This window comes from Acinetobacter nectaris CIP 110549, assembly GCF_000488215.1.
GTDB classification, from domain to species: domain Bacteria; phylum Pseudomonadota; class Gammaproteobacteria; order Pseudomonadales; family Moraxellaceae; genus Acinetobacter; species Acinetobacter nectaris.
On record NZ_KI530723.1, the window covers coordinates 264890 to 284557 of the forward strand.

The window sequence follows — 19668 nt, forward strand, 5'->3', positions numbered from 1 at the left end:
TAAAATGTAATTATTGATAGAAACAAGGTACCTTATTATAAATAAAGTACCTTGGTTTTTTTCATTCTACATAAAACTAGAACTGATAGTTCATTGTTAAAAAGAGCTCACGCGGATTGCCCGGTGTCACCCAAAGGTCTTTTAAGCTTGAACTATAATATGTTTTATTCAATGCATTATTGAGCGTCATTTGGAAGCGTAATTTTTCATTAACTTGATAATAACCATTCAAATTGACCAAGGTATATGCAGGCAACTCAAAACCATCATCTGCCACATTACCAGAACGTGCAGACACATATTGAATATTACCGCCTATACCAACTTTTTGTGCACCTGATTGCCATACATCATACATTGCGAGTAAGTTTGCAGTATGCTTCGGTGTATTCAATAAGCGTGCTCCCTTATTAATTCCTTGAGAAGCATCACCTTGAGTCACAGCAGCATCTATATATGTATAGGCAAGTTTTACATTTAAAGCATCTGTTGGCTGTGCAGTCAAATCCAACTCTAAACCACGGCTTTTTTCGGCACCAGTCGTGGTCATATATGCACTATTATTCATATCTGTGCGTGCTACATTTTCTTTTTTCACGTGGAACACAGACATGCTTGATGTTAGCTGATCGTTAAACAATTTTGTTTTTAGACCAACTTCATACGTCCATGCTTTTTCAGGGTCAAGTGGTTGGTTTTGAATATTTAACCCCGAATTCAGATGAAAAGACTGCCCTACACCTGCAAAGACAGAAAACTGATCATTGATTAGATAGTTTGTTGCAAACTTAGGACTAAAGTGATTAAAGTCTCTAGAACCTGAAATCTTTTGTGATGACTCACTATAAGACTGCTGATAGACATCAAATCGTCCACCGAGCGTAACAGACCACTGATCGGTAAAATCAAGCATATCTGTAACAGATAAACCTAAATTTTTCTGCTTTTCGCTTGGGCTAAATGTTGGTTTAACATTCGGCAATGCACTGCCATATACAGGATTATAAATATTGACAATATCTACGGAGTTTGCACCTCTGACACGATATCGTTGTAAATTATTTTTAACATCTAAATAACTTGCTGTTGTTCCAATCACAAGTTTATTCGGTATACCCCATGTCTCAAACTGCCCCAATAAGTCATGATTAATTAAATAGCTTGTTGTTTTATAATCACGGTAACGGCGTTCTCTATTTAAGTCACCTTTTGAATTTAAAAGCTGAAATGCCTCAGAAGAAAAACCTGACCAATCATTTTCTTTATAATTAAAAGCGGCTTGGCTTGTCCACTGGTCATTCCATACCTGTTTAACACGTACCTGTTGTAAATAGTCTTTCATGATCATTAAACCATCAGCCTTTTCACCCAAAAAACGACTATTTGGAATAACACCTAATTGTTTATTTTGTGCCAAAACCCCACGATCAAACATGCTTCTTGTAAAAGAATATTCACTGTCATAATCGACTTGTGTGTTATCGGAAGGCTGCCATGTCAGTTGTGGTGCAAAAAATAAGCGGTTATTTTTTACATAGTCACGAAAACTATGGTTATTTTCATAAGCAAGACCAAAGCGATAAGCAACTGTATCAGTTAAAGCATTGGTTGAATCCACTGCCGCACGATATTGGTCATACGACCCACCACGCAGTTGTAAGCTATGCTGTGGCTCAAACTTCGGCTTCTTCGTAATCACATTGAGTGTACCGCCCGGATCACCAGCACCATACATTGCAGCAGCAGGACCTTTTAAAAACTCGATTTGTTCGATATTAACCATGTCTCGTGCCGCACTCATTCCCAAATTCGAATTAATGCCATTACGTAAACTTGAAGCACCTATGGTCTGGTCAGTATTAAAGCCTCGAACTGAATAGTTATCCCATAATCCACCCATTGGATTAAGTGCCGACACACCACTTACTATAGCCAATGTATCATTTACACGTTGTGCATTGGTGTCTTCTAAAACTTTATGACTAACCACATCGACCTTTTGAGATGCTTTCATTGGATCAATTTCAAACTTGGTTGCAACAGATGAGCTTTTACCTACATATGGTGCGACCACACTACCCGATGAAAGCTTAATTGTTGACAATGTTTCAACCGATTTGTCTTCGGCATTAGATATAGGACTGACGAATAAAAGTGCTAAAGGCACAACCCCTAAAGAATACTGTTTCATAGTAAAATAAAAACCCAAAAAAACCGTTATGTTATAACATTATTACACAATCGGTTTTTATTATTTATATTTTTAAAATATAATTTTTAAGAATATAAATAAAGCATAGCCTCTAGAGGTAATATCAGATACGAAAACAACCCTAATGGATTACTCTCATTCGCTATATATTTTTCATTTGTAAATATCTATTTTTCCAAAAATAAAATATGTCATATAAATTTTTAGTTTTTGATCTAGTCATCATTCTATAACAAAGCTGCAACATAATAGCGCCTTTTTTAGATTAGACTCTCTATATAACCACGCAACATGTCTGTTTAATATTTAACCAAATAAAAACATTTAATTATCAATTTTTCAATAAAACACCACCTAGAAATAATAACTTCTACGAATCACCACAGATCAAAAATAAAATATAATATCTATATATAATATATTTTTTAATAACAACTATTTTTAATTTTAATTTATAAATTAGTCACCTATAAAAATAGAAAAAAACATTAAAATGAAAAATCAAACTACTATTAAATGAATCTTAATTTATTTATATTTTTCAACTATATTTATTTTATAAGCAACTGTTTTAAAAAGAGAATTTAATAATATATTTCAAATAATACCGTCATCTAAATGTAATAAATAACTTCTAATTTAAAGTCAGTTTCGTCTAATACCATTCCTATATTTTTATCACCTAAAAATGTATGGGAAATAGAAAGTATCCACTTTGGGGAACATCCATGGCTTACCGTACAAAAAGACTTTTCAAGTCATCATTATTGGCTTTACTTGCACCACTTGCACTTTCTGTATCTGTCGCTCAAGCAGCTGAAATTACAGGTGCAGGATCAACTTTCGTTTATCCAGTATTATCTAAGTGGTCTGCTGCTTACAATACAAAAACTGGAAACAAAGTGAATTATCAGTCTATCGGTTCTGGTGGTGGTATCGCTCAGATTAAAGCAGGTACAGTTACTTTCGGTGCCTCAGATATGCCATTAACACCACAAGAGTTAAATACTGCGGGCTTAAAACAGTTCCCAGTAATTGTTGGTGGTGTTGTTCCTGTTGTAAACATTGATGGTATTGCACCAGGTTCATTACATTTAACAGGTGCCGTGCTTGCAGATATCTTCTTGGGTAAAATTACAAAGTGGAATGACCCTGAAGTTCAAAAACTTAACCCAAGCTTGAAATTACCAGATCAACGCGTTTCTGTTGTTCACCGCTCTGATGGTTCAGGTACAACATTTAACTGGGCAAACTACCTTTCAAAAGTAAGCCCAACATGGAAAAGCAAAGCAGGTGAAGGTACTTCAATTTCTTGGCCTACAGGTGTAGGTGGTAAAGGAAACGAAGGCGTTGCTGCATATGTAAAACAAATTAAAGGTTCAATTGGTTACGTTGAGTTAGCTTACGCTTTACAAAACAAAATGAGCTATACAGCACTACAAAACAAAGCTGGTAAGTTCGTACAACCAAGTACAGCATCATTCCAAGCAGCAGCAGCTGGTACAAATTGGAACCAAAACCCTGACTTCTACAACATTATTACAAATGCACCAGGCGAAAACTCTTGGCCAATTACTGCAACAACATTTGTAATTATGCACAAAGTACCAAAATCTGCGAATGAAAGCCGTGAAGCGCTTAACTTCTTTAAATGGTCTCTAGAAAACGGCCAAGCAGATGCGAAAGCACTTGACTATATTCCTTTACCAAGCAACTTAGTGAAGGAAATTGAAGGTTATTGGTCTAAGAACATCAAGTAATCCATGTTTGTTATCTCCCCAAATCCAACAAAGCAATTTTGTTGGATTTATTTCTTTTAAAAATGAAGCTCTTCGATGATGAAACAAAATAGTAATTCTGATTTTAAAGATCAACGTAACGATAAACTCTTTCATTATACCGTCAAAAGCTGCGCTGTTTTTGTTCTTCTCATTATGCTGGCTGCTTCTTTCTCAATGATTTGGGGAGGTAAAGAGGCATTTCAAACATTTGGTAGTTCATTTGTTTGGAGCAGTGCATGGGATCCTGTAACAAAGCAATTCGGCGCACTTGTTCCTATTTATGGAACATTGGTCACATCATGTATTGCCATGCTTATTGCGGTACCTGTAAGTTTTGGTATTGCTATTTTTATTACTAACCTTGCTCCCAACTGGTTAAAAACACCAATCTCAACTGCAATTGAGCTATTGGCCGGTATTCCTTCTATTATTTATGGTATGTGGGGACTTTTTGTTTTCGTACCATTTATGGCAGACCATGTTTACCCTTGGGTAGATGAACACATGGGTGCTCTTCCCCTAATTGGTCAACTTTTTCAAGGCCCGCCTATTGGCTTAGGTATGCTTACCGCAGGCATTGTACTTAGTATTATGATCATTCCTTTTGTTTCATCAATTATGCGTGAAGTATTTTCAACTGTACCAACACCGCTTATTGAATCAGCTTATGCTGTCGGAAATACTACATGGGAAGTCATTTGGGATATCGTTTTACCTTATACAAGATCATCTGTACTCGGTGGTATTTTCCTCGGTCTTGGTCGCGCACTAGGTGAAACAATGGCCGTTACCTTTGTACTTGGTAATGCACACCAACTCAGTATTTCTTTACTACAACCGGGCAACTCTATTTCAGCAACTATTGCCAATGAGTTTACAGAAGCAGATTCAAGCTTATATCTTTCATCGCTTCTTGCTTTAGGTTTTATCCTATTTGTCGTTACATTTATTGTGCTTGCTTTAGCACGATTCATGCTCGGCCGCCTAGCACGTCGTGAAGGAGCATAATCATGTCAAATATGCTTTGGAAAACTCGCCAAATTAAGAATGTTCTTGCAAAAGTATTCTCTCTCACAACGGCTGTAATTGGTTTATTTTGGTTAGTTTGGATTTTATGGACAACACTAACCAATGGTCTACCTGCAATAAATATGCACCTCATTACTGCAATGACTCCTCCACCTGGCGAATCAGGCGGGATGCTCAACGCAATTGTAGGTAGTATTATTATGAGTACAATTGCAATCTTAGTGGGTACACCTATTGGTATTGCAGCAGGTACTTATCTATCTGAATATGCAAGAGAAACTAAGCTTGGTTTCTGTGTGCGTTTCATTAATGACATTTTACTTTCTGCACCATCTATTGTTATTGGCTTATTCGTATATGAAGTTATGGTGAGACGTATGGGGCACTTCTCTGCTTTAGCAGGGTCAGTCTCGCTTGCATTCTTAGTACTGCCTGTTGTTGTGCGTACAACCGATGAAATGCTACAACTTGTACCAAATACAATGCGTGAAGCAGCACAAGCACTAGGTATTCCTCGTTGGAAAATCGTAAACCAAGTTTTATATCGTGCTGCGATGTCAGGTATCATCACAGGTATACTTCTTGCGCTTGCACGTATCTTGGGTGAAACAGCACCGCTACTATTTACAGCACTCAATAACCAATACTGGTCAACAGATATCATGCAACCAATGGCAAATGTCCCTGTGGTCATTTTCCAATATGCAATGAGTCCTTATGATGACTGGCATGCACTTGCATGGGCAGGCGCATTGGTTATGACATTATTTGTTCTCATTCTCGGCATCATTTCACGCTCACTCTTAGTGAAAAAGGAGAAATAAGATGGATATCAAAGAAGCAACAACTCCCACTGCAAATGCGAACCATCAGCATATTTCTACTCCTCCACATTCAGATATCATCCTCGATTCTATGAACACGACAAATCCGCATACTGAAAAAGCAAAGCTTGATGTACGTAACCTCAACTTTTATTACGGCGACACTCAAGCACTGAAAAACATTAATATGGTCATTCCTGAAAACCGTGTGACTGCACTTATTGGGCCATCAGGTTGCGGAAAGTCTACTCTATTACGTATTTTTAACCGTATTTATGATATTTACCCAAAGCTACGTGCTGAAGGTGAAATTATTTTTGATGGAAAAAATATCTTAAAAGATCAAATTTCAATTAACCAACTTCGTGCAAAAATTGGGATGGTATTCCAAAAGCCAGTTCCATTCCCAATGACTATTTATGAAAACATTGCTTATGCAATCCGTCATTATGAAAAACTTTCTAAGTCCGAAATGAATGACCGTGTTGAAAAAGCATTGCGTGATGGTGCACTTTGGGATGAAGTTAAAGACAAACTACATAAAAGTGCTTTAGGACTTTCTGGTGGTCAACAACAGCGTTTATGTATTGCGCGTGCTGTGGCACTTAAACCTGAAGTATTATTACTCGATGAGCCAACATCTGCACTTGACCCAATTTCAACTGCAAAAATTGAACAGCTTATTGAAGAACTAAAACAGCAATATTCTGTGCTTATTGTGACGCATAACATGCAACAAGCGGCACGTATTTCTGACTATACTGGGTTTATGTTTATGGGTGAATTGATTGAATTAGATCATTCAAATAACATCTTTACCAACCCACAAAAACAACAAACAGAAGACTATATTACTGGTCGTTTCGGTTAAGTCTCTCTTTTATGGAGTAAGTATCAACTTGCTCCATTTTTTCTCTTCTCTAGCTTATCCTTGGTAAATTCACTGCTTTAAGCTTCCAAGCCAGCCCATCTCTAGCAAAGTGAAAATATACAGGTTCATCCTGATCACCATTTTGTACACAAACAGAAAACTGATTTAATGAGTCATAATGTTTTTCATAAAGAACATCTGTGGTTGTTGGAATTTGTGCCTGAAAGAAAGAAAATTGATGATCAATCACATCACGATTTGTTAAGTAATGTCCCATCATCAGTAATGCTATATTTTGTGGGGTAAGGACTTGCTTAACTAAGTTATAAGTATATGAAGATGCAATCATTGAACCAAGATTTGCAAAGTTATTGTCTCCCGTCCCTTCTCTAGAGAGCTGATACATTAGATCTGTATCTATTTGGCTTTCCATATTTTGTTGTAAATCTGGCAGACTCATACTTTGAAATATTGCATTATAATTCCCCTGCCCAATCGCATGTTGTAACTCATAAAACATCACATACGGTGAAAAATACAAATAACCGAAACACAATAAACAGAACAAAATCGCAATTTTTTTTAGCCTTATTAGAAACACAGTTTCACCTATTGTTTTTTCTTGGCTTTATTAAACTGAGGCAAGCTTAAATTCGACCCAATAGATTGTTTATTTTTTGCTACTCTCACCTACTTATTTATATCTGCGTAAATATAACTTTTGCATTCAAACCTGATAGAACATCAGATGGCATAAATACAAGTTCACCATCAACCAATTTCAAAGCAGCATCAACAATAGATAAACCTAGACCACTACCAACCACTTGGTGTTGTGTATTTTCTAAACGTACAAAGCGTTGTTTTACACGGCTTAAATCATGTTGCCCAATACCTGGACCTGTATCATGAAACTCAACAATCGTTTGATTCGATGTACTATATACTTTAATAATAATTTGACCGAGCCGATTGGTATATTTCACTGCATTATCCAATAAATTTATAAAAATCGTTTCTAAAATTGCTTGAGTTGCAAATACATTTGCCTCACCACTTATCGTATTCATAACACATTGTATTTGAATACTTTTTTCTTTCGCACGTACATCTAATTGGCTCATTGAAGATCTAAGCACACCAATAACATCTATTTTTTCTAAAATATCTACTGCCATTTTATCTTGATGTGCAAGTTTCATTAGCTGATCAACAAGCCTTGTCATGCGTTGTACACTCAACTGAAGGTCATTTAGATTGTCATCATAAAGCTCTGTATGCTGATCAACTTTACTCAATAATTTAATTTGTAAATTAATTGCTGTCAGTGGTGTTCTTAACTCATGTGCAGCATTTGCAACGAATGCTTGTTGTTGTTCTCTTGCTTCTTCAATACGTTTAAATAGATAATTTAACTCATTAATTGCTGGCGTAATTTCTGTTGGCAATTGATGAATATATATCTCAGATAGATCTAAAGGATGACGCTTCGCGAAAGTCTGTTTCAAATCATATAACGGTCTGAGATGACGTCGAATAAGCTTATATAATCCAAAAATTCCAAAAGGAACAAACAACAAATAAGGCAATAACATATTAATTGCCAACTCTTTTGCAAGGCTCACTCGAACATGGTTCAACTGACTAATCTGTATTTGTTTATCGCCTATTGCTTTCGTATAGATAATCAGTGTGCCGCGTTCTGTTTTTGTTTTAGTGAATGAATTTGAATGACTATAAGGCATTAAATAACCATTTGTTAAACCTGATGTATTTAATGCCTTACTATCCACAATATCTATAAAAAAATCTGCTTCTCCATAATGACGTTTTGGATCAAATTTTGAAACTTTTAATGTCTGATTATGTACTTGCAAGAAGTCGGCCATATGCTGCATTTGACCATTAATCACTTCCTGAGATTCTTCAAGTGCAATTCTATATGCAGAAAACCCAAGTACCACCAATAGAAAAACACTGAATACAGATATTGACCATGACATCTGCGTACTTAATGATTTTCGTTTATAAATACGGCGAACTAGGATGCCAAGTGAATACATTGAGCGATTTCTACTCACTTTGGTTAGCACTTCCCATACAATACCCTAGTCCTCTCACTGTACGAATTGTAGTTTTTCCCAATTTAGAACGTAAGTTATGAATATGGACTTCAATCGTATTACTCTGAACGTCATCATTCCAATTATATAATTTTTGTTCGAGCATTTCTCTTGAAAAGATTTGATTTGGATACATCATCAATGGCTCTAAAATTGTCCACTCTTTCATAGAAAGAACAACGGGTTCATTTGCTTTCAATAACCGATGAGTACTTGGATACATCACCAGATCACCTACGGAGAAAGAAACTTCTTGATGACTATAATTGGCACTCCGACGAATAATCACTTCCATACGTGCTAGCAACTCATCAAAATCAAATGGTTTCACAAGATAATCATCTGCACCTAACCTCAAACCCTGAATTTTATCTGTGGTCTGATCTCTAGCACTAATAATGATAATACCCATTTTATTGAGTTCAGCTTTATGACGAATATGCTTAAGAACATCTAGACCCTCTAGCTCAGGAAGCCCTAAATCCAATAAAATTAAATGATATGTCTGCTTAAATAGATAGTCTAAAGCCTCTAGTCCTGTTCGTGCCCAGTCCACCTCATAGTTTTCATGTTTTAAGAGTTGAAAGGTTGTTTTACCAATCATTAAATCATCTTCAACGAACAGAACTTTTAGCACTTATTTTTTCCTAGGAAGTATAAATTGCAAAATATAAAAGCACATAATGCAAATAAAACAATATGCTACTATTTATCATAAGGTGAATATCATAGATATTATTCAACATTATATAATTTGTTATGTTTTTAAATAACTAATCATTTCTTCATATTCAAATAATTTAATAAATATATTTTTAATTAAAAAACAATCACTAAATAAGATAAATGATAGCTAAAACGCTCCTATAATGATCATTTTGTATTCTTATATATAAATCTTAATTCTTCAATTGCATGCTCTAGACCTTTCTCTGCAGCCTTGTAAAACCATGAATAGGCCGTTAAATAACTTTGCTCTGTACCTAAGCCATTTTTATACATCAATCCTAAATTATATTCAGCCTGATCGAAGTCTTGTTTAGCAGCCAAATAAAACCAATAGAATGCTTTTTGATGATTTTTCTGAACACCCAGTCCTGAAACATACATCATTGCAATACTATTTTGTGCCTCTGGTAAATTTTCCTGAGCAGCCTTATAAAACCAATAAAATGCTTTTCGATTACTTTGCTGTATTCCTAAACCTTCTTTATACATCAATCCTAACTGGTATTGTGCTTGGGCAAACTTTTGTATTGCTGCTTTATAAAACCAATGAAATGCTTTTTTATAATCTTGTTGTATACCAATGCCATCACTATACATTGCACCAAGGTTATACTGTGCTTGGTCTAAACCTTTCTCCGCAGCCTTATAGAACCAATGAAATGCTTGCAAATCATTTTGCTCTATATCTATACCATCCCTATAAGAGACAGCTAAGTTATATTGTCCAACTGCATTTTTATTTGAATATTCCTCAAATATATTTTTTTTATTCATGAGCTGTATCCCATGTCATTGTAGATTATTTTTATATTCCTATCCTTAGTCTAAACCAAATAGATACCATCAGTCTCGTTTTCCAAAAATATTTTTTATGCATATAAGTTACTAAAATTACGAGCTAAGTGAATTTTTGTAGCGCCATACATTACTTTTATATTAGGAACAACGCACTATTAATGATTGATATATCCCCTATATCATTTACAACAAATACAAGTCATATATTTACTTAGTTTTTATTTATCAAATTATATTTTAGTTATTCAATATGCCAATAATAAACATATATTAAATACAACTAATATAAATCATAAAAACAGTTTAAACCCATAATTCAAAATTAAATCTATCCCTTATTTATATACAATATCTATTGCATCGACTGAAAAACCGGGGCTTAAAAAATCTTGACCTTGTTGACCACTGATAACGCTAAGTTGTAATTGATTTTCCCCAAGCTTTAAAACATCTTGAGGGATATTAAATATAAACATTGTATTTTTTCCTCTATATGTACCAACCGTTGCAGTTCTTGTTTTCGGTTGCTCACTCATAGGTTGTAATTGACCTTTCCATCCATTTAATACAATAGCGGGACGCCCTCCAAACCAAGCATTCGTAATACCTATACGTAATTGAGAATTTTTAGGAACTTGCTTTAAATTAAAATGCAGCGCTATAGGAGTATTAACACTTTTCCACAAATAAGCAGGAAATTCTCTATCTGACTGTTGTCCAATCCTAAAATCTGTAACATGCCAGTTTTGCATTCTGAAATCACTAGGATGCATCCATGTAAGCTGACCACCATTTAAAAACTCTGTTGGCTTACCATCCCAATATCCTATTCGCCATAGAGCACTATCTTTTTCAGGATCATTTTCATTTTTAAAAGGTAAAAGTGTTGTTACTTTTTCAGGTAAAACTTCAACAGCTTGTGTAGCGACTGCAAGCTCTCCTTTATATAAAGTTGCTATATAATTCCCCGCAATAATATCTTTAATTATTGCATGACCTTGTAAGTCTATATCTCCCCAATACTGTGCTGTCGCATTATTCAGTGCCAAAGTCAGAGGTCTAGAGTCTTTGATGTTATCTACCGTATTGAAGGCAAGTTCTCCACGCTGATCTTTAGCAATATAATGGTCTAAGCCCATTCTTCTTAACCAAGATACATCTAACCCCAAAGGTGGTGCACCATTCGTAAAATAGAGTGTGTATTGATTTAATGTATTCATTCTAAATGGCTCAGTTTGTGCTTCACCATAATTAACAATATATGTGAGCTCCTGATCAGATGCACCTTGCATTTTTAAGCTTCTATAAAAGGGGCCACCTGAGCCACCCTCATTATTGTCTCTGATCATCCAAATACCGACATTCTTTCCCGTTGCACCAAAGTAAATCCAATCTTTTAAACGACTATTCGAGTAGTGTTTTGAATGAATTTCGCCATCTGACATCTCAAAAATATCGTGTGCTTCAACTGTTTTTATATTATTAGTAATCTCTGAACATTGTGCACCATTTGGCAGTTTGTTGTGTGGTACACGTACTACAAAACGAACTAAGTTAGGAATAGGCTCTTCACTAAATGTATCTGCCATAAAAATAGCAGGAACTCCCTGTCTAAATAGATAGTAGTGTTTCAATTTTCCTGCGTTTACAACCACTTTAATATGATTTTTATCTACATAACTTGCTGTTACTGTTGCAGGGTTCTGACTTGCATAGAGCTGATTAAAACCTGAATTAATTTGACTGCCTTTTAATGAATTTTGATATTCAACACCATGGTAGCGCATTGAAGAAATATCACCTGTACCTATATGTGTACCAAGTCGATTATGCTTTTGAACCTCAACAACAAGCCCTGCTCCTGTATTAATTTGATAAAAATCATTGGTTTCTAACAGTTGAAAAGGTGCTTCCTGTTTTATTTTTTCAGGCTCTCCAAACATTTGCATTGATAGTGGTGTACTCACAGCTAAGTCATGACCATCTGAAGCATTTGATGTACACATTTCAGCAGCATTTTGCAATGCAAATGCTTGCGTGTGAACTAAGGCTAGAGTAGCAATCAATATATAATGAAAGCCCTTTTTTTTCAGTTTCAGATCAGGAGAAAATACCATACAAATTGTTCTTTTACAGTAAGTATATTTAGTCTCGTGTATTTACCTTAATTTATGCTTGTCATATGAAATTGAAAAAAAATTTTTATTTATTTTTCACAATTTTATTTTTTATACCCTGTAATATTCTACGGCGGATTAAACCACTTATAGGCCGAATAATATACCAATATACTCTAAAGCGTTTATAGGCTTGACCATCTAAACACAATACTCGTGTTTCAGTCATAAGTTCTGTTTCTTTATCACTAATCTCTTTCAACTCAAAGACTAAAATAAGTTTGGCATAGCTTGGTTTTTTAAATTGATGAAATTCATCTGCATTTGCGATAGCTACCTGACCATAATTAAGCTTCCAAAACTGACCGACTAATCCGTAGACAATTTCATTTTTAGATGCCTCAAGTAATGTAAAGTTATTTAGACCAAAGGCTTCATTATTTGAAGAACTCTGCCCAAATAACTTTAAGACTCTCATTGGAAGCTCCCGTAACATAATCATATAACGGAAAAATTGATCATCTGCGGGGTCATAACTACGCACAGCGAAAAATACATCATCTATAGAGGCTTGAATAACCTTTCGATGAATTTCTTTAAACTGATAATGAGAAAGGTATTGATCTGCTGAACACATAAAGCGTACTTATTTTTATATAAAGAAATCACAATCTAAGCCACCAAGTTATAAAATACAAACCAATTGCTTAGATGTGATTTCCCATCACATACTACTTATTTTGTGTTGCATGCTGTTTATTATGAGAAATAGAAGAAAGGGTTGACCACCCTATAAAGAAAATACCAATAAGTCCTGTCACAACCTCAGAAATATGTAACCCTGTGCTTGCTGAAAGCATAATAAAAGCTAAAGCACCAATGGCATAGTGTGCACCATGTTCTAAATAAATATAGGCATCTAAAGTGCCTTTTTCAACAAGGTATACGGTAAGTGAACGAACAAACATCGCACCTATTGCAAGTCCAATCATAATCGTTACAACATCAGTGGTTACAGCAAATGCACCAAGTACACCATCAAAACTAAAGGAAGCATCTAAAATTTCTAAATATAAAAACCCGCCCATTCCACCTTTTACAATGGTTTTTCCTAGGTCAGCATTGGCATTACTATCAGAGTTTTCTTCCAATAAAGAGCTTACAACTTGCACACCAACATAAACCATAACGCCCCATAGCCCTGCCATAGTTACCGTATGATGAGCAGCACCAGTTACATGCTCACTTAACACCATTAAGCAGGCAATTGCGATAAAAATTGATATCGCAGGTGCTCTTCCTAAATTAGATAAATGTGATTCAATCCATTTAAACCAATGTGTATCTTTATTTTGATCAAAAATAAAATTCAGAAAAACAAGTAAAAGAAACATTCCACCAAATGCCACAATTTCAGCATGATGAAGGGTAAGCTGTTTTGAATATTCAATCGGATTATTTAATGCAAGCTTTGCAACATCTACCATTGCCATATCTGCTGTGAAACCAACAATTAATAATGGAAATAGAAGGCGCATACCAAATACAGCAACAAGTACACCTACTGTGAGAAAAAGCTTTCTCCAAAACGGATTCCAGTGCTTGAGTACAGATGCATTTACAACGGCATTATCAAAAGATAAAGAGATTTCCATGACAGCCAATAACAGAGTAATGGCAAGAACTTTGAACATGCCAGCAAAACCAGCATTTGCACCATGTGTATATCCCCAATATGCAGATACCACAAGACATATCAATGTAAAAAGAAGAGAAAATCGGAAGTGTTTTAACATGATGATGCCCTTTAGCTAGCATAAAACCAACGACTTACCTCCCCTGCTAGCCAAAGTGTTCTAATGCAGAGAGATAAATCAAAGGTCTTGCCAACAAAGGACTCTTGGTCTTTGCTATGATGGCCATGTTTGATAAAACAATTATGTTGACCATCACCCGTTTACCTAATGTAAACAGCGGCTACTCCCCAATGAAGTAGTCCCATTATATTTAATTTTTGGAAGGTGTCAAAATTTAATATCGAATATCAAATTTGATATATTTATAATCTTGCTTAAGAACCTACATACGACCATATTTATATTAAAAAAAAGAGAACCTAATTTTATTAGATTCTCTTCTATAAGCTTTATAAAACTACATCTCCAGTATGTGTCAAAACGGTAGATCATCATCTAAGTCATTTGGTGCAGGCGATGCAGGTTGCTGAGGCTTTTGCATTCCATTCCCTTGACCACCACCATTTTGTCCAGCAAAACCATTAGAGTTATAGCCTGTATTTTGTGGAGCAGCACCTTGGTTTCCATAACCACCACTATTTTGTTGCTGTGGCTGTTGGTTAAAACGCGGCTGTCCATATCCACCTTGGTCACCACCAAAGTTCTGAGCCTGATCACCCATTTGGCGAGAATCTAACATTTGCATTTGATCACCACGGATTTCCGTCGTGTAACGCTCTTGACCATTTTGGTCAGTCCACTGACGTGTACGCAAAGAGCCTTCAATGTATACTTTTGAACCCTTACGCAAATATTGCTGTGCAATTTCACCAAGACGGTTATTTAAAACAATACGGTGCCATTCTGTATTTTCTTTTCTTTCACCTGTATTTTTATCTACCCAGTTTTCACTTGTTGCAATAGAGAACTGAGTAATAGACCCACCATTTGGGAAACTTTTTGTTTCAGGATCACGCCCCAATGTACCGACAAGAATAACTTTATTTACACCACGCATTTCTACTGCTTCCTATATCTTTCTAAGGTTCACTTTATAAGAATTATACCTAAATAACTAGCTCTTTCCCAAACAACTGCGTTAAACGCTGTCGCCCATCTTCATCAATAACCTTCTTATCTAGCTTCACATAAGCAACTTTTTGCTCAGACATGATTACAACTTCTTCAACACCTTTTATTTCTAACAACTCTGTTGTTAAACCCTGTGTTGTCTGTTCCGCACTATCTTCTTCAGGTAACCGTATAATCAAAGATGATAAATAACGAGGTTGTTTTAAACCAAAGCCAATAATACACCAAAGTATAGCTATGGCTGTTAAGATTGCCCAACCTGTCGATGTACTATGTAATGTTAATAACTGCCCACCAAGTGTACCTCCCACAAAAGCACCTAAAAACTGCGCACTTGCATTCACACCCATAGCTGTTGCTTTTGACTGAATTGGAGCAGATTTAGACAACCATGAAGGAAGCAATGCCTCCATGACATTGAATGCAACAAAGAACAGCCCTAAACCAAGCAGTAAAAGATATTTTGATGTTGCTCCAAAGGTTAAAACAACCAACCCTAAAATAACACCAACAATCGCTGTAAGAAAAATTCCACGCATTTTGCGATATTTTTCTGCCAAGATAATACTTGGGAATGAGAAGATGATACCAAGGAGCAATAATGGCAGATACACCAAGCCATGTTTTGCTAAAGGAATACCTGCATACTGAATAAGCTGTGAAGGCACATAAATAAACATTGCTGTGAGCAACAGATGTAACGAGAAAATGGATACATGCAATCGATTTAAATCTGGCATTTGCAGTACTTGTTTAAGCTGATGCAAATAACCCTGCTGAAAATTACGGTGATGACGTGTTGTTTTTGGAACCAAAAGTAACGTAAAGATTGCCAAGACACCCATAATTGCAGTTACCCAGAATAACCCTGAAATACCCACAAGACCTGTCAACCAAGGACCTATACTAAATGCAACAACAAAAGAAAGCCCAATACTCATACCCATCGCAGCCATGGCTTTAGTACGATGCTCTTCACGAGTTACATCTGCAAGCAGTGCCATAACAACAGCCGATACTGCACCACCTCCAGCAATGGCACGACCAATAATCACACCATAAATTGTATGTGACATTGCAGCAACAGCACCACCAATTGCAAAAAGTAATAAGCCTAAAACGACTAAAGGTTTACGGCTAAAACGGTCTGCCCATAAGCTAAATGGAATTTGTAAAATAGATTGAGATAAACCATATACCCCCACTGCTAAACCAATGAGCGCTGGCGTCGCGTATTCATACGATTGTCCCTCCACAGCAAATACAGGAATAATCATAAACAACCCGAGCATACGAAGTGCAAAAATACTACTTAAAGCAAAGGTTGAACGGCGTTCTAAAGCATTCATCATATTCATTCTATCAGTGGGTTATGTCTTTCAGAGGCATTATAAGATGGCACATTGGCTGTCTATATATTTAAAAAAGAGGAAAACATCTACGTTTTCCCCTATATTCTATACAATTTCCTGAAAATTGACTTAATCTAATTTCTAATTGTGTTAATAACTATTTTGAATGTTGTCGGCTATAGCGACGAGAAGCAATGACTGACCAAATAATAAAAGCAATACCAATGAGTCCTGTTGCGACCTCAGGAACATGCATGCCCGCACCTGTCATAAACATAATGACTGCCAATGCACCAATGGCATAATGGGCACCATGCTCTAAATAAATATATGACTCAAGGGTCCCTTTATCTACAAAATAAATGGTAAGTGCACGTACAAACATCGCCCCAATGGCAAGACCTAGCATAATAATGACCACGTCTGTAGTAATTGCGAATGCCCCAATCACACCATCAAAACTAAATGAGGCATCTAGAACTTCTAAATATAAAAATCCACCAATCCCTGCTTTTACAAGACCTGAGCCCGCTTTACTCTCAGTTGCTTCAGATGCATCAATTTCAGGCTCTCCACCAAGCAAATGACCAAGTAGTTGTACACCAACATAAACCACGATACCCCAAATGCCAGACATAACAACAGCAAGTCGAATATCATCTGCAACATAATGAGACATAATTAAAAGCGAAATAAGCGTTATAAATACAGACATTGCAGGCACACCTGCTAAATGTGTAAGCTTTTGCTCTAACCATTGAAACCAATGGGTCTCTTTTCCCTCATCAAAGAAAAAGTTTAAAAACACCAAAAGTAAAAATGCGCCCCCAAAAGCTGAAATCTCAGGATGATGTGCCATTAACCGTGCTGAATATTCAGTAGGATTATTCAAAGCCAATTGAGTCACATCATACATACTCATATCTGCAGTGACAGCAACGATCACGATCGGGAAAACCAAGCGCATACCAAATACGGCAACGATCATCCCAACAGTTAAAAAAAGCATCTTCCAAAAATGATTCCAAGTCCGCAAGATTGATGCATTCACCACGGCATTATCAAATGAAAGAGAAACCTCCATCACTGCAAGCACTGCTGTAATCATGACCGCATTGAGCATGGCTTCTATTCCTGCATTTGGGCCATGAGAATATCCCCAATATGCGGCAACAACTAAGCATACGAATGTAAAAAAAATAGAAACCCGAAAATGCTTCATGAACTGACCTATACATATTAGAAGCCACTCGCTTCCAACATAAAATGAACTGTAATATAGTGAAATAATAATTTAATTATTATACCTTTTTTTAATTTGTCTCGCATAAGATGACTTTGCAAGAATATACACTACACCATAATTTTTTGGATTCACCAATGACATTTACACATCAGTTGTGGCAAAAAAATCTTGAATTATATGGGAAAATTCAAAACCACCCTTTTAATCAAGAACTTGCATCGGGCACATTAAAACCCGAAATTTTTCAGCATTATATTATTCAAGACTCACACTATCTTCTAGCATATGGAAGAGCTCTTGCTGTCGCTGCGGCAAAAGCATTTGAAGCAGATGATGTAATTCAATTTTCAGAAGGTGCAAAAGTTGCAATTATTGTTGAGCGTAGCTTACATAGCGACTTTATGACTCAATTTGGTATTACTAAAGAACAGTTTGAGCAAACACCGCTTACTCTGGCTTGCCATCACTATACATCTTTCCTCACAGCAACAGCATGGTCTGAAAGTTACCCTGTAGTGCTTGCCTCTCTGCTGCCTTGTTTTTGGATTTATGCCGAAATTGGGAAAGAAATTGTGCAGCATAGCCAAGAAAATAATCCGTACCAAGCATGGATTGATACCTATGCAGGGGAAGAATTTAATACGGCTGTGAACAATATTATTGCCACAGTTAACGATGTTGCTGCTCAAGCAGATGAACGAACACTCGAAAAAATGCATCAAGCATATCGTCGTGGTGCTGAATTAGAATGGTTATTCTGGGACAGTGCTTACCATCAACGCCAATGGCTCGGTTTAGATTAAAAGCGAGAAAGCCATTTTTATAAAATGGCTTTCTCTCAAGTTTCTACGCAGAAATGAGGTTGTCAAACCCACCTAATGCACGTGAAAACTCAACTTCAATCAGCTCATAATCTGCAATGGCTTGAAAAGGGTCTTGTTTCAATATATCTTCAATTTGTTCTTTTGCCATCGACTTTACAAGAATAACTCCACCTGTTCTCGGTACTTTTCTACCTGCGGCAATAAAGTCTTCTTGTTCAAAATGTTGTAATAACCACGCAATATGACCTTCTAAATAATTATCCACTTCATCTAAAGGTTTTGTATATTTTAAATTGACAATAAACACCGTATATATCCATTTTTATTTTAGCTACTTTTCAGATACTAACATGATTTACTCAGTAGTTATTAAAAAAACCGACAAAGCATTAATTAAATTAAAATATAAACCTAAGTTAATGTTAATTAAATATAAAATTATTAAAAGCTGGATAAATAATTTCAGCTAGACCTTTAAAATAAAATATGTAATGATAATCATTATTAAATAAGTAGCAGACTATAAATCCTATGAAACAACAACATTCTCAAGGTAGTGAAGCTCTCAGAGCAATGGTAACTTTACGCCAATGCTGGTTAGAAAATGAAGAAATTTATATCAATAAGGGCTGTCTACATTGCGGCTCAGCAGCCACCTATCTCATTTACTTTACCAATAAAAATATCCAAAACATGATGCTCGATTTTATATCGCGCTATAACTGCAATCATTCTAGTCGCTTCGACTTACTTGACATCGTACATTTTGAAAAAAAGTATGAGCAATTTTTATCCTCTCTCGAACAAGAGATTATTCACTATGCTTTTAAAGAACAAAAAAATCCTCGTAAACATATATTTGAAAATATCGAATCTATCTTTGAAAGAGAATTAAATATCGCCTGCTAAAGTAATTGATTTATATCAAGGAGAA

The 19668-nt window shown here is 35.8% G+C and carries 18 protein-coding genes and 1 riboswitch; of the genes, 6 read left to right on the forward strand and 12 right to left on the reverse strand.

Annotation, left to right across the window (positions count from 1 at the left end):
* Positions 1 to 76: 76 nt before the first annotated feature.
* A complete protein-coding gene (locus tag P256_RS07690) occupies positions 77 to 2191 on the reverse strand; it encodes a TonB-dependent siderophore receptor (protein WP_023273119.1) in 2115 nt (704 codons plus the stop codon).
* A 749-nt stretch (positions 2192 to 2940) separates the two neighbouring features.
* On the opposite strand from P256_RS07690, the gene pstS reads away from it, so the two are divergent.
* From pstS to pstB, 4 genes are all read left to right on the forward strand, one after another.
* Positions 2941 to 3972 (forward strand): phosphate ABC transporter substrate-binding protein PstS, encoded by a 1032-nt coding sequence (pstS, locus tag P256_RS07695; RefSeq protein ID WP_023273120.1) that lies wholly within the window; start codon positions 2941 to 2943, stop codon positions 3970 to 3972.
* A gap of 78 nt (positions 3973 to 4050) precedes the next feature.
* A complete protein-coding gene (gene pstC / locus P256_RS07700; protein WP_023273121.1) occupies positions 4051 to 5001 on the forward strand; it encodes a phosphate ABC transporter permease subunit PstC in 951 nt (316 codons plus the stop codon).
* 2 nt (positions 5002 to 5003) lie between these two features.
* A complete protein-coding gene (gene pstA / locus P256_RS07705) occupies positions 5004 to 5846 on the forward strand; it encodes a phosphate ABC transporter permease PstA (RefSeq protein WP_023273122.1) in 843 nt (280 codons plus the stop codon).
* A 91-nt stretch (positions 5847 to 5937) separates the two neighbouring features.
* Positions 5938 to 6717 carry a phosphate ABC transporter ATP-binding protein PstB gene (gene pstB / locus P256_RS07710; RefSeq protein WP_051353581.1) on the forward strand — a complete coding sequence of 260 codons (780 nt, stop codon included), beginning with the start codon at positions 5938 to 5940 and terminating at the stop codon, positions 6715 to 6717.
* A gap of 49 nt (positions 6718 to 6766) precedes the next feature.
* Here pstB and P256_RS07715 read toward each other — a convergent pair whose 3' ends face one another.
* The 10 genes from P256_RS07715 to P256_RS07760 all read right to left on the reverse strand — a co-directional run bounded on the left by P256_RS07715 (position 6767) and on the right by P256_RS07760 (position 17886).
* Positions 6767 to 7318, reverse strand: coding sequence for a DUF2939 domain-containing protein (locus P256_RS07715; RefSeq protein WP_023273124.1), 552 nt, complete (start codon positions 7316 to 7318; stop codon positions 6767 to 6769).
* Positions 7319 to 7415: 97 nt separating this feature from the next.
* Positions 7416 to 8798: a sensor histidine kinase gene (locus P256_RS07720; RefSeq protein ID WP_228130236.1), complete on the reverse strand. Its 1383-nt coding sequence runs from the start codon at positions 8796 to 8798 to the stop codon at positions 7416 to 7418.
* Positions 8791 to 9477: a response regulator transcription factor gene (locus P256_RS07725; protein ID WP_023273126.1), complete on the reverse strand. Its 687-nt coding sequence runs from the start codon at positions 9475 to 9477 to the stop codon at positions 8791 to 8793. Before P256_RS07725 ends, P256_RS07720 begins: the two co-directional genes overlap by 8 nt.
* A gap of 236 nt (positions 9478 to 9713) precedes the next feature.
* Complete coding sequence (locus P256_RS07730) at positions 9714 to 10343, reverse strand: tetratricopeptide repeat protein (protein WP_023273127.1); 630 nt, start codon at positions 10341 to 10343, stop codon at positions 9714 to 9716.
* Between the two features lie 359 nt (positions 10344 to 10702).
* On the reverse strand, positions 10703 to 12433 hold the full coding sequence (locus P256_RS07735; RefSeq protein WP_171068516.1) for a rhamnogalacturonan lyase B N-terminal domain-containing protein: 1731 nt from the start codon (positions 12431 to 12433) through the stop codon (positions 10703 to 10705).
* A gap of 136 nt (positions 12434 to 12569) precedes the next feature.
* Positions 12570 to 13121, reverse strand: coding sequence for a hypothetical protein (locus P256_RS07740; protein ID WP_023273129.1), 552 nt, complete (start codon positions 13119 to 13121; stop codon positions 12570 to 12572).
* Between the two features lie 94 nt (positions 13122 to 13215).
* Positions 13216 to 14280, reverse strand: coding sequence for a DUF475 domain-containing protein (locus tag P256_RS07745; RefSeq protein ID WP_023273130.1), 1065 nt, complete (start codon positions 14278 to 14280; stop codon positions 13216 to 13218).
* Positions 14281 to 14482: riboswitch (yybP-ykoY riboswitch) on the reverse strand.
* Between the two features lie 174 nt (positions 14483 to 14656).
* Positions 14657 to 15238: a single-stranded DNA-binding protein gene (gene ssb, locus P256_RS07750; RefSeq protein ID WP_023273131.1), complete on the reverse strand. Its 582-nt coding sequence runs from the start codon at positions 15236 to 15238 to the stop codon at positions 14657 to 14659.
* Between the two features lie 49 nt (positions 15239 to 15287).
* Positions 15288 to 16664, reverse strand: coding sequence for an MFS transporter (locus P256_RS07755; protein ID WP_040331957.1), 1377 nt, complete (start codon positions 16662 to 16664; stop codon positions 15288 to 15290).
* 157 nt (positions 16665 to 16821) lie between these two features.
* Complete coding sequence (locus P256_RS07760) at positions 16822 to 17886, reverse strand: DUF475 domain-containing protein (RefSeq protein ID WP_023273133.1); 1065 nt, start codon at positions 17884 to 17886, stop codon at positions 16822 to 16824.
* Between the two features lie 158 nt (positions 17887 to 18044).
* On the opposite strand from P256_RS07760, the gene tenA reads away from it, so the two are divergent.
* On the forward strand, positions 18045 to 18713 hold the full coding sequence (gene tenA / locus P256_RS07765; protein ID WP_023273134.1) for a thiaminase II: 669 nt from the start codon (positions 18045 to 18047) through the stop codon (positions 18711 to 18713).
* Positions 18714 to 18756: 43 nt separating this feature from the next.
* Here the strand turns inward: tenA and P256_RS07770 are convergent, their stop codons facing one another.
* Complete coding sequence (locus tag P256_RS07770) at positions 18757 to 19041, reverse strand: YciI family protein (RefSeq protein WP_023273135.1); 285 nt, start codon at positions 19039 to 19041, stop codon at positions 18757 to 18759.
* Positions 19042 to 19265: 224 nt separating this feature from the next.
* Here P256_RS07770 and P256_RS07775 point away from each other — a divergent pair, with 224 nt between their 5' ends.
* Positions 19266 to 19643 (forward strand): hypothetical protein, encoded by a 378-nt coding sequence (locus tag P256_RS07775; protein ID WP_023273136.1) that lies wholly within the window; start codon positions 19266 to 19268, stop codon positions 19641 to 19643.
* The last annotated feature ends 25 nt before the right edge of the window (positions 19644 to 19668 follow it).

Bases quoted from the DNA above. Each gene is read 5' to 3' on its own strand.
- pstC (WP_023273121.1), top strand. From the start codon at position 4,051: ATGAAACAAAATAGTAATTCTGATTTTAAAGATCAACGTAACGATAAA.
- P256_RS07730 (WP_023273127.1), bottom strand. From the start codon at position 10,343: ATGAATAAAAAAAATATATTTGAGGAATATTCAAATAAAAATGCAGTT.
- pstS (WP_023273120.1), top strand. From the start codon at position 2,941: ATGGCTTACCGTACAAAAAGACTTTTCAAGTCATCATTATTGGCTTTA.
- P256_RS07775 (WP_023273136.1), top strand. From the start codon at position 19,266: ATGAAACAACAACATTCTCAAGGTAGTGAAGCTCTCAGAGCAATGGTA.
- ssb (WP_023273131.1), bottom strand. From the start codon at position 15,238: ATGCGTGGTGTAAATAAAGTTATTCTTGTCGGTACATTGGGGCGTGAT.
- pstA (WP_023273122.1), top strand. From the start codon at position 5,004: ATGTCAAATATGCTTTGGAAAACTCGCCAAATTAAGAATGTTCTTGCA.
- P256_RS07760 (WP_023273133.1), bottom strand. From the start codon at position 17,886: ATGAAGCATTTTCGGGTTTCTATTTTTTTTACATTCGTATGCTTAGTT.
- tenA (WP_023273134.1), top strand. From the start codon at position 18,045: ATGACATTTACACATCAGTTGTGGCAAAAAAATCTTGAATTATATGGG.
- P256_RS07740 (WP_023273129.1), bottom strand. From the start codon at position 13,121: ATGTGTTCAGCAGATCAATACCTTTCTCATTATCAGTTTAAAGAAATT.
- P256_RS07745 (WP_023273130.1), bottom strand. From the start codon at position 14,280: ATGTTAAAACACTTCCGATTTTCTCTTCTTTTTACATTGATATGTCTT.
- P256_RS07755 (WP_040331957.1), bottom strand. From the start codon at position 16,664: ATGATGAATGCTTTAGAACGCCGTTCAACCTTTGCTTTAAGTAGTATT.
- pstB (WP_051353581.1), top strand. From the start codon at position 5,938: ATGAACACGACAAATCCGCATACTGAAAAAGCAAAGCTTGATGTACGT.
- P256_RS07690 (WP_023273119.1), bottom strand. From the start codon at position 2,191: ATGAAACAGTATTCTTTAGGGGTTGTGCCTTTAGCACTTTTATTCGTC.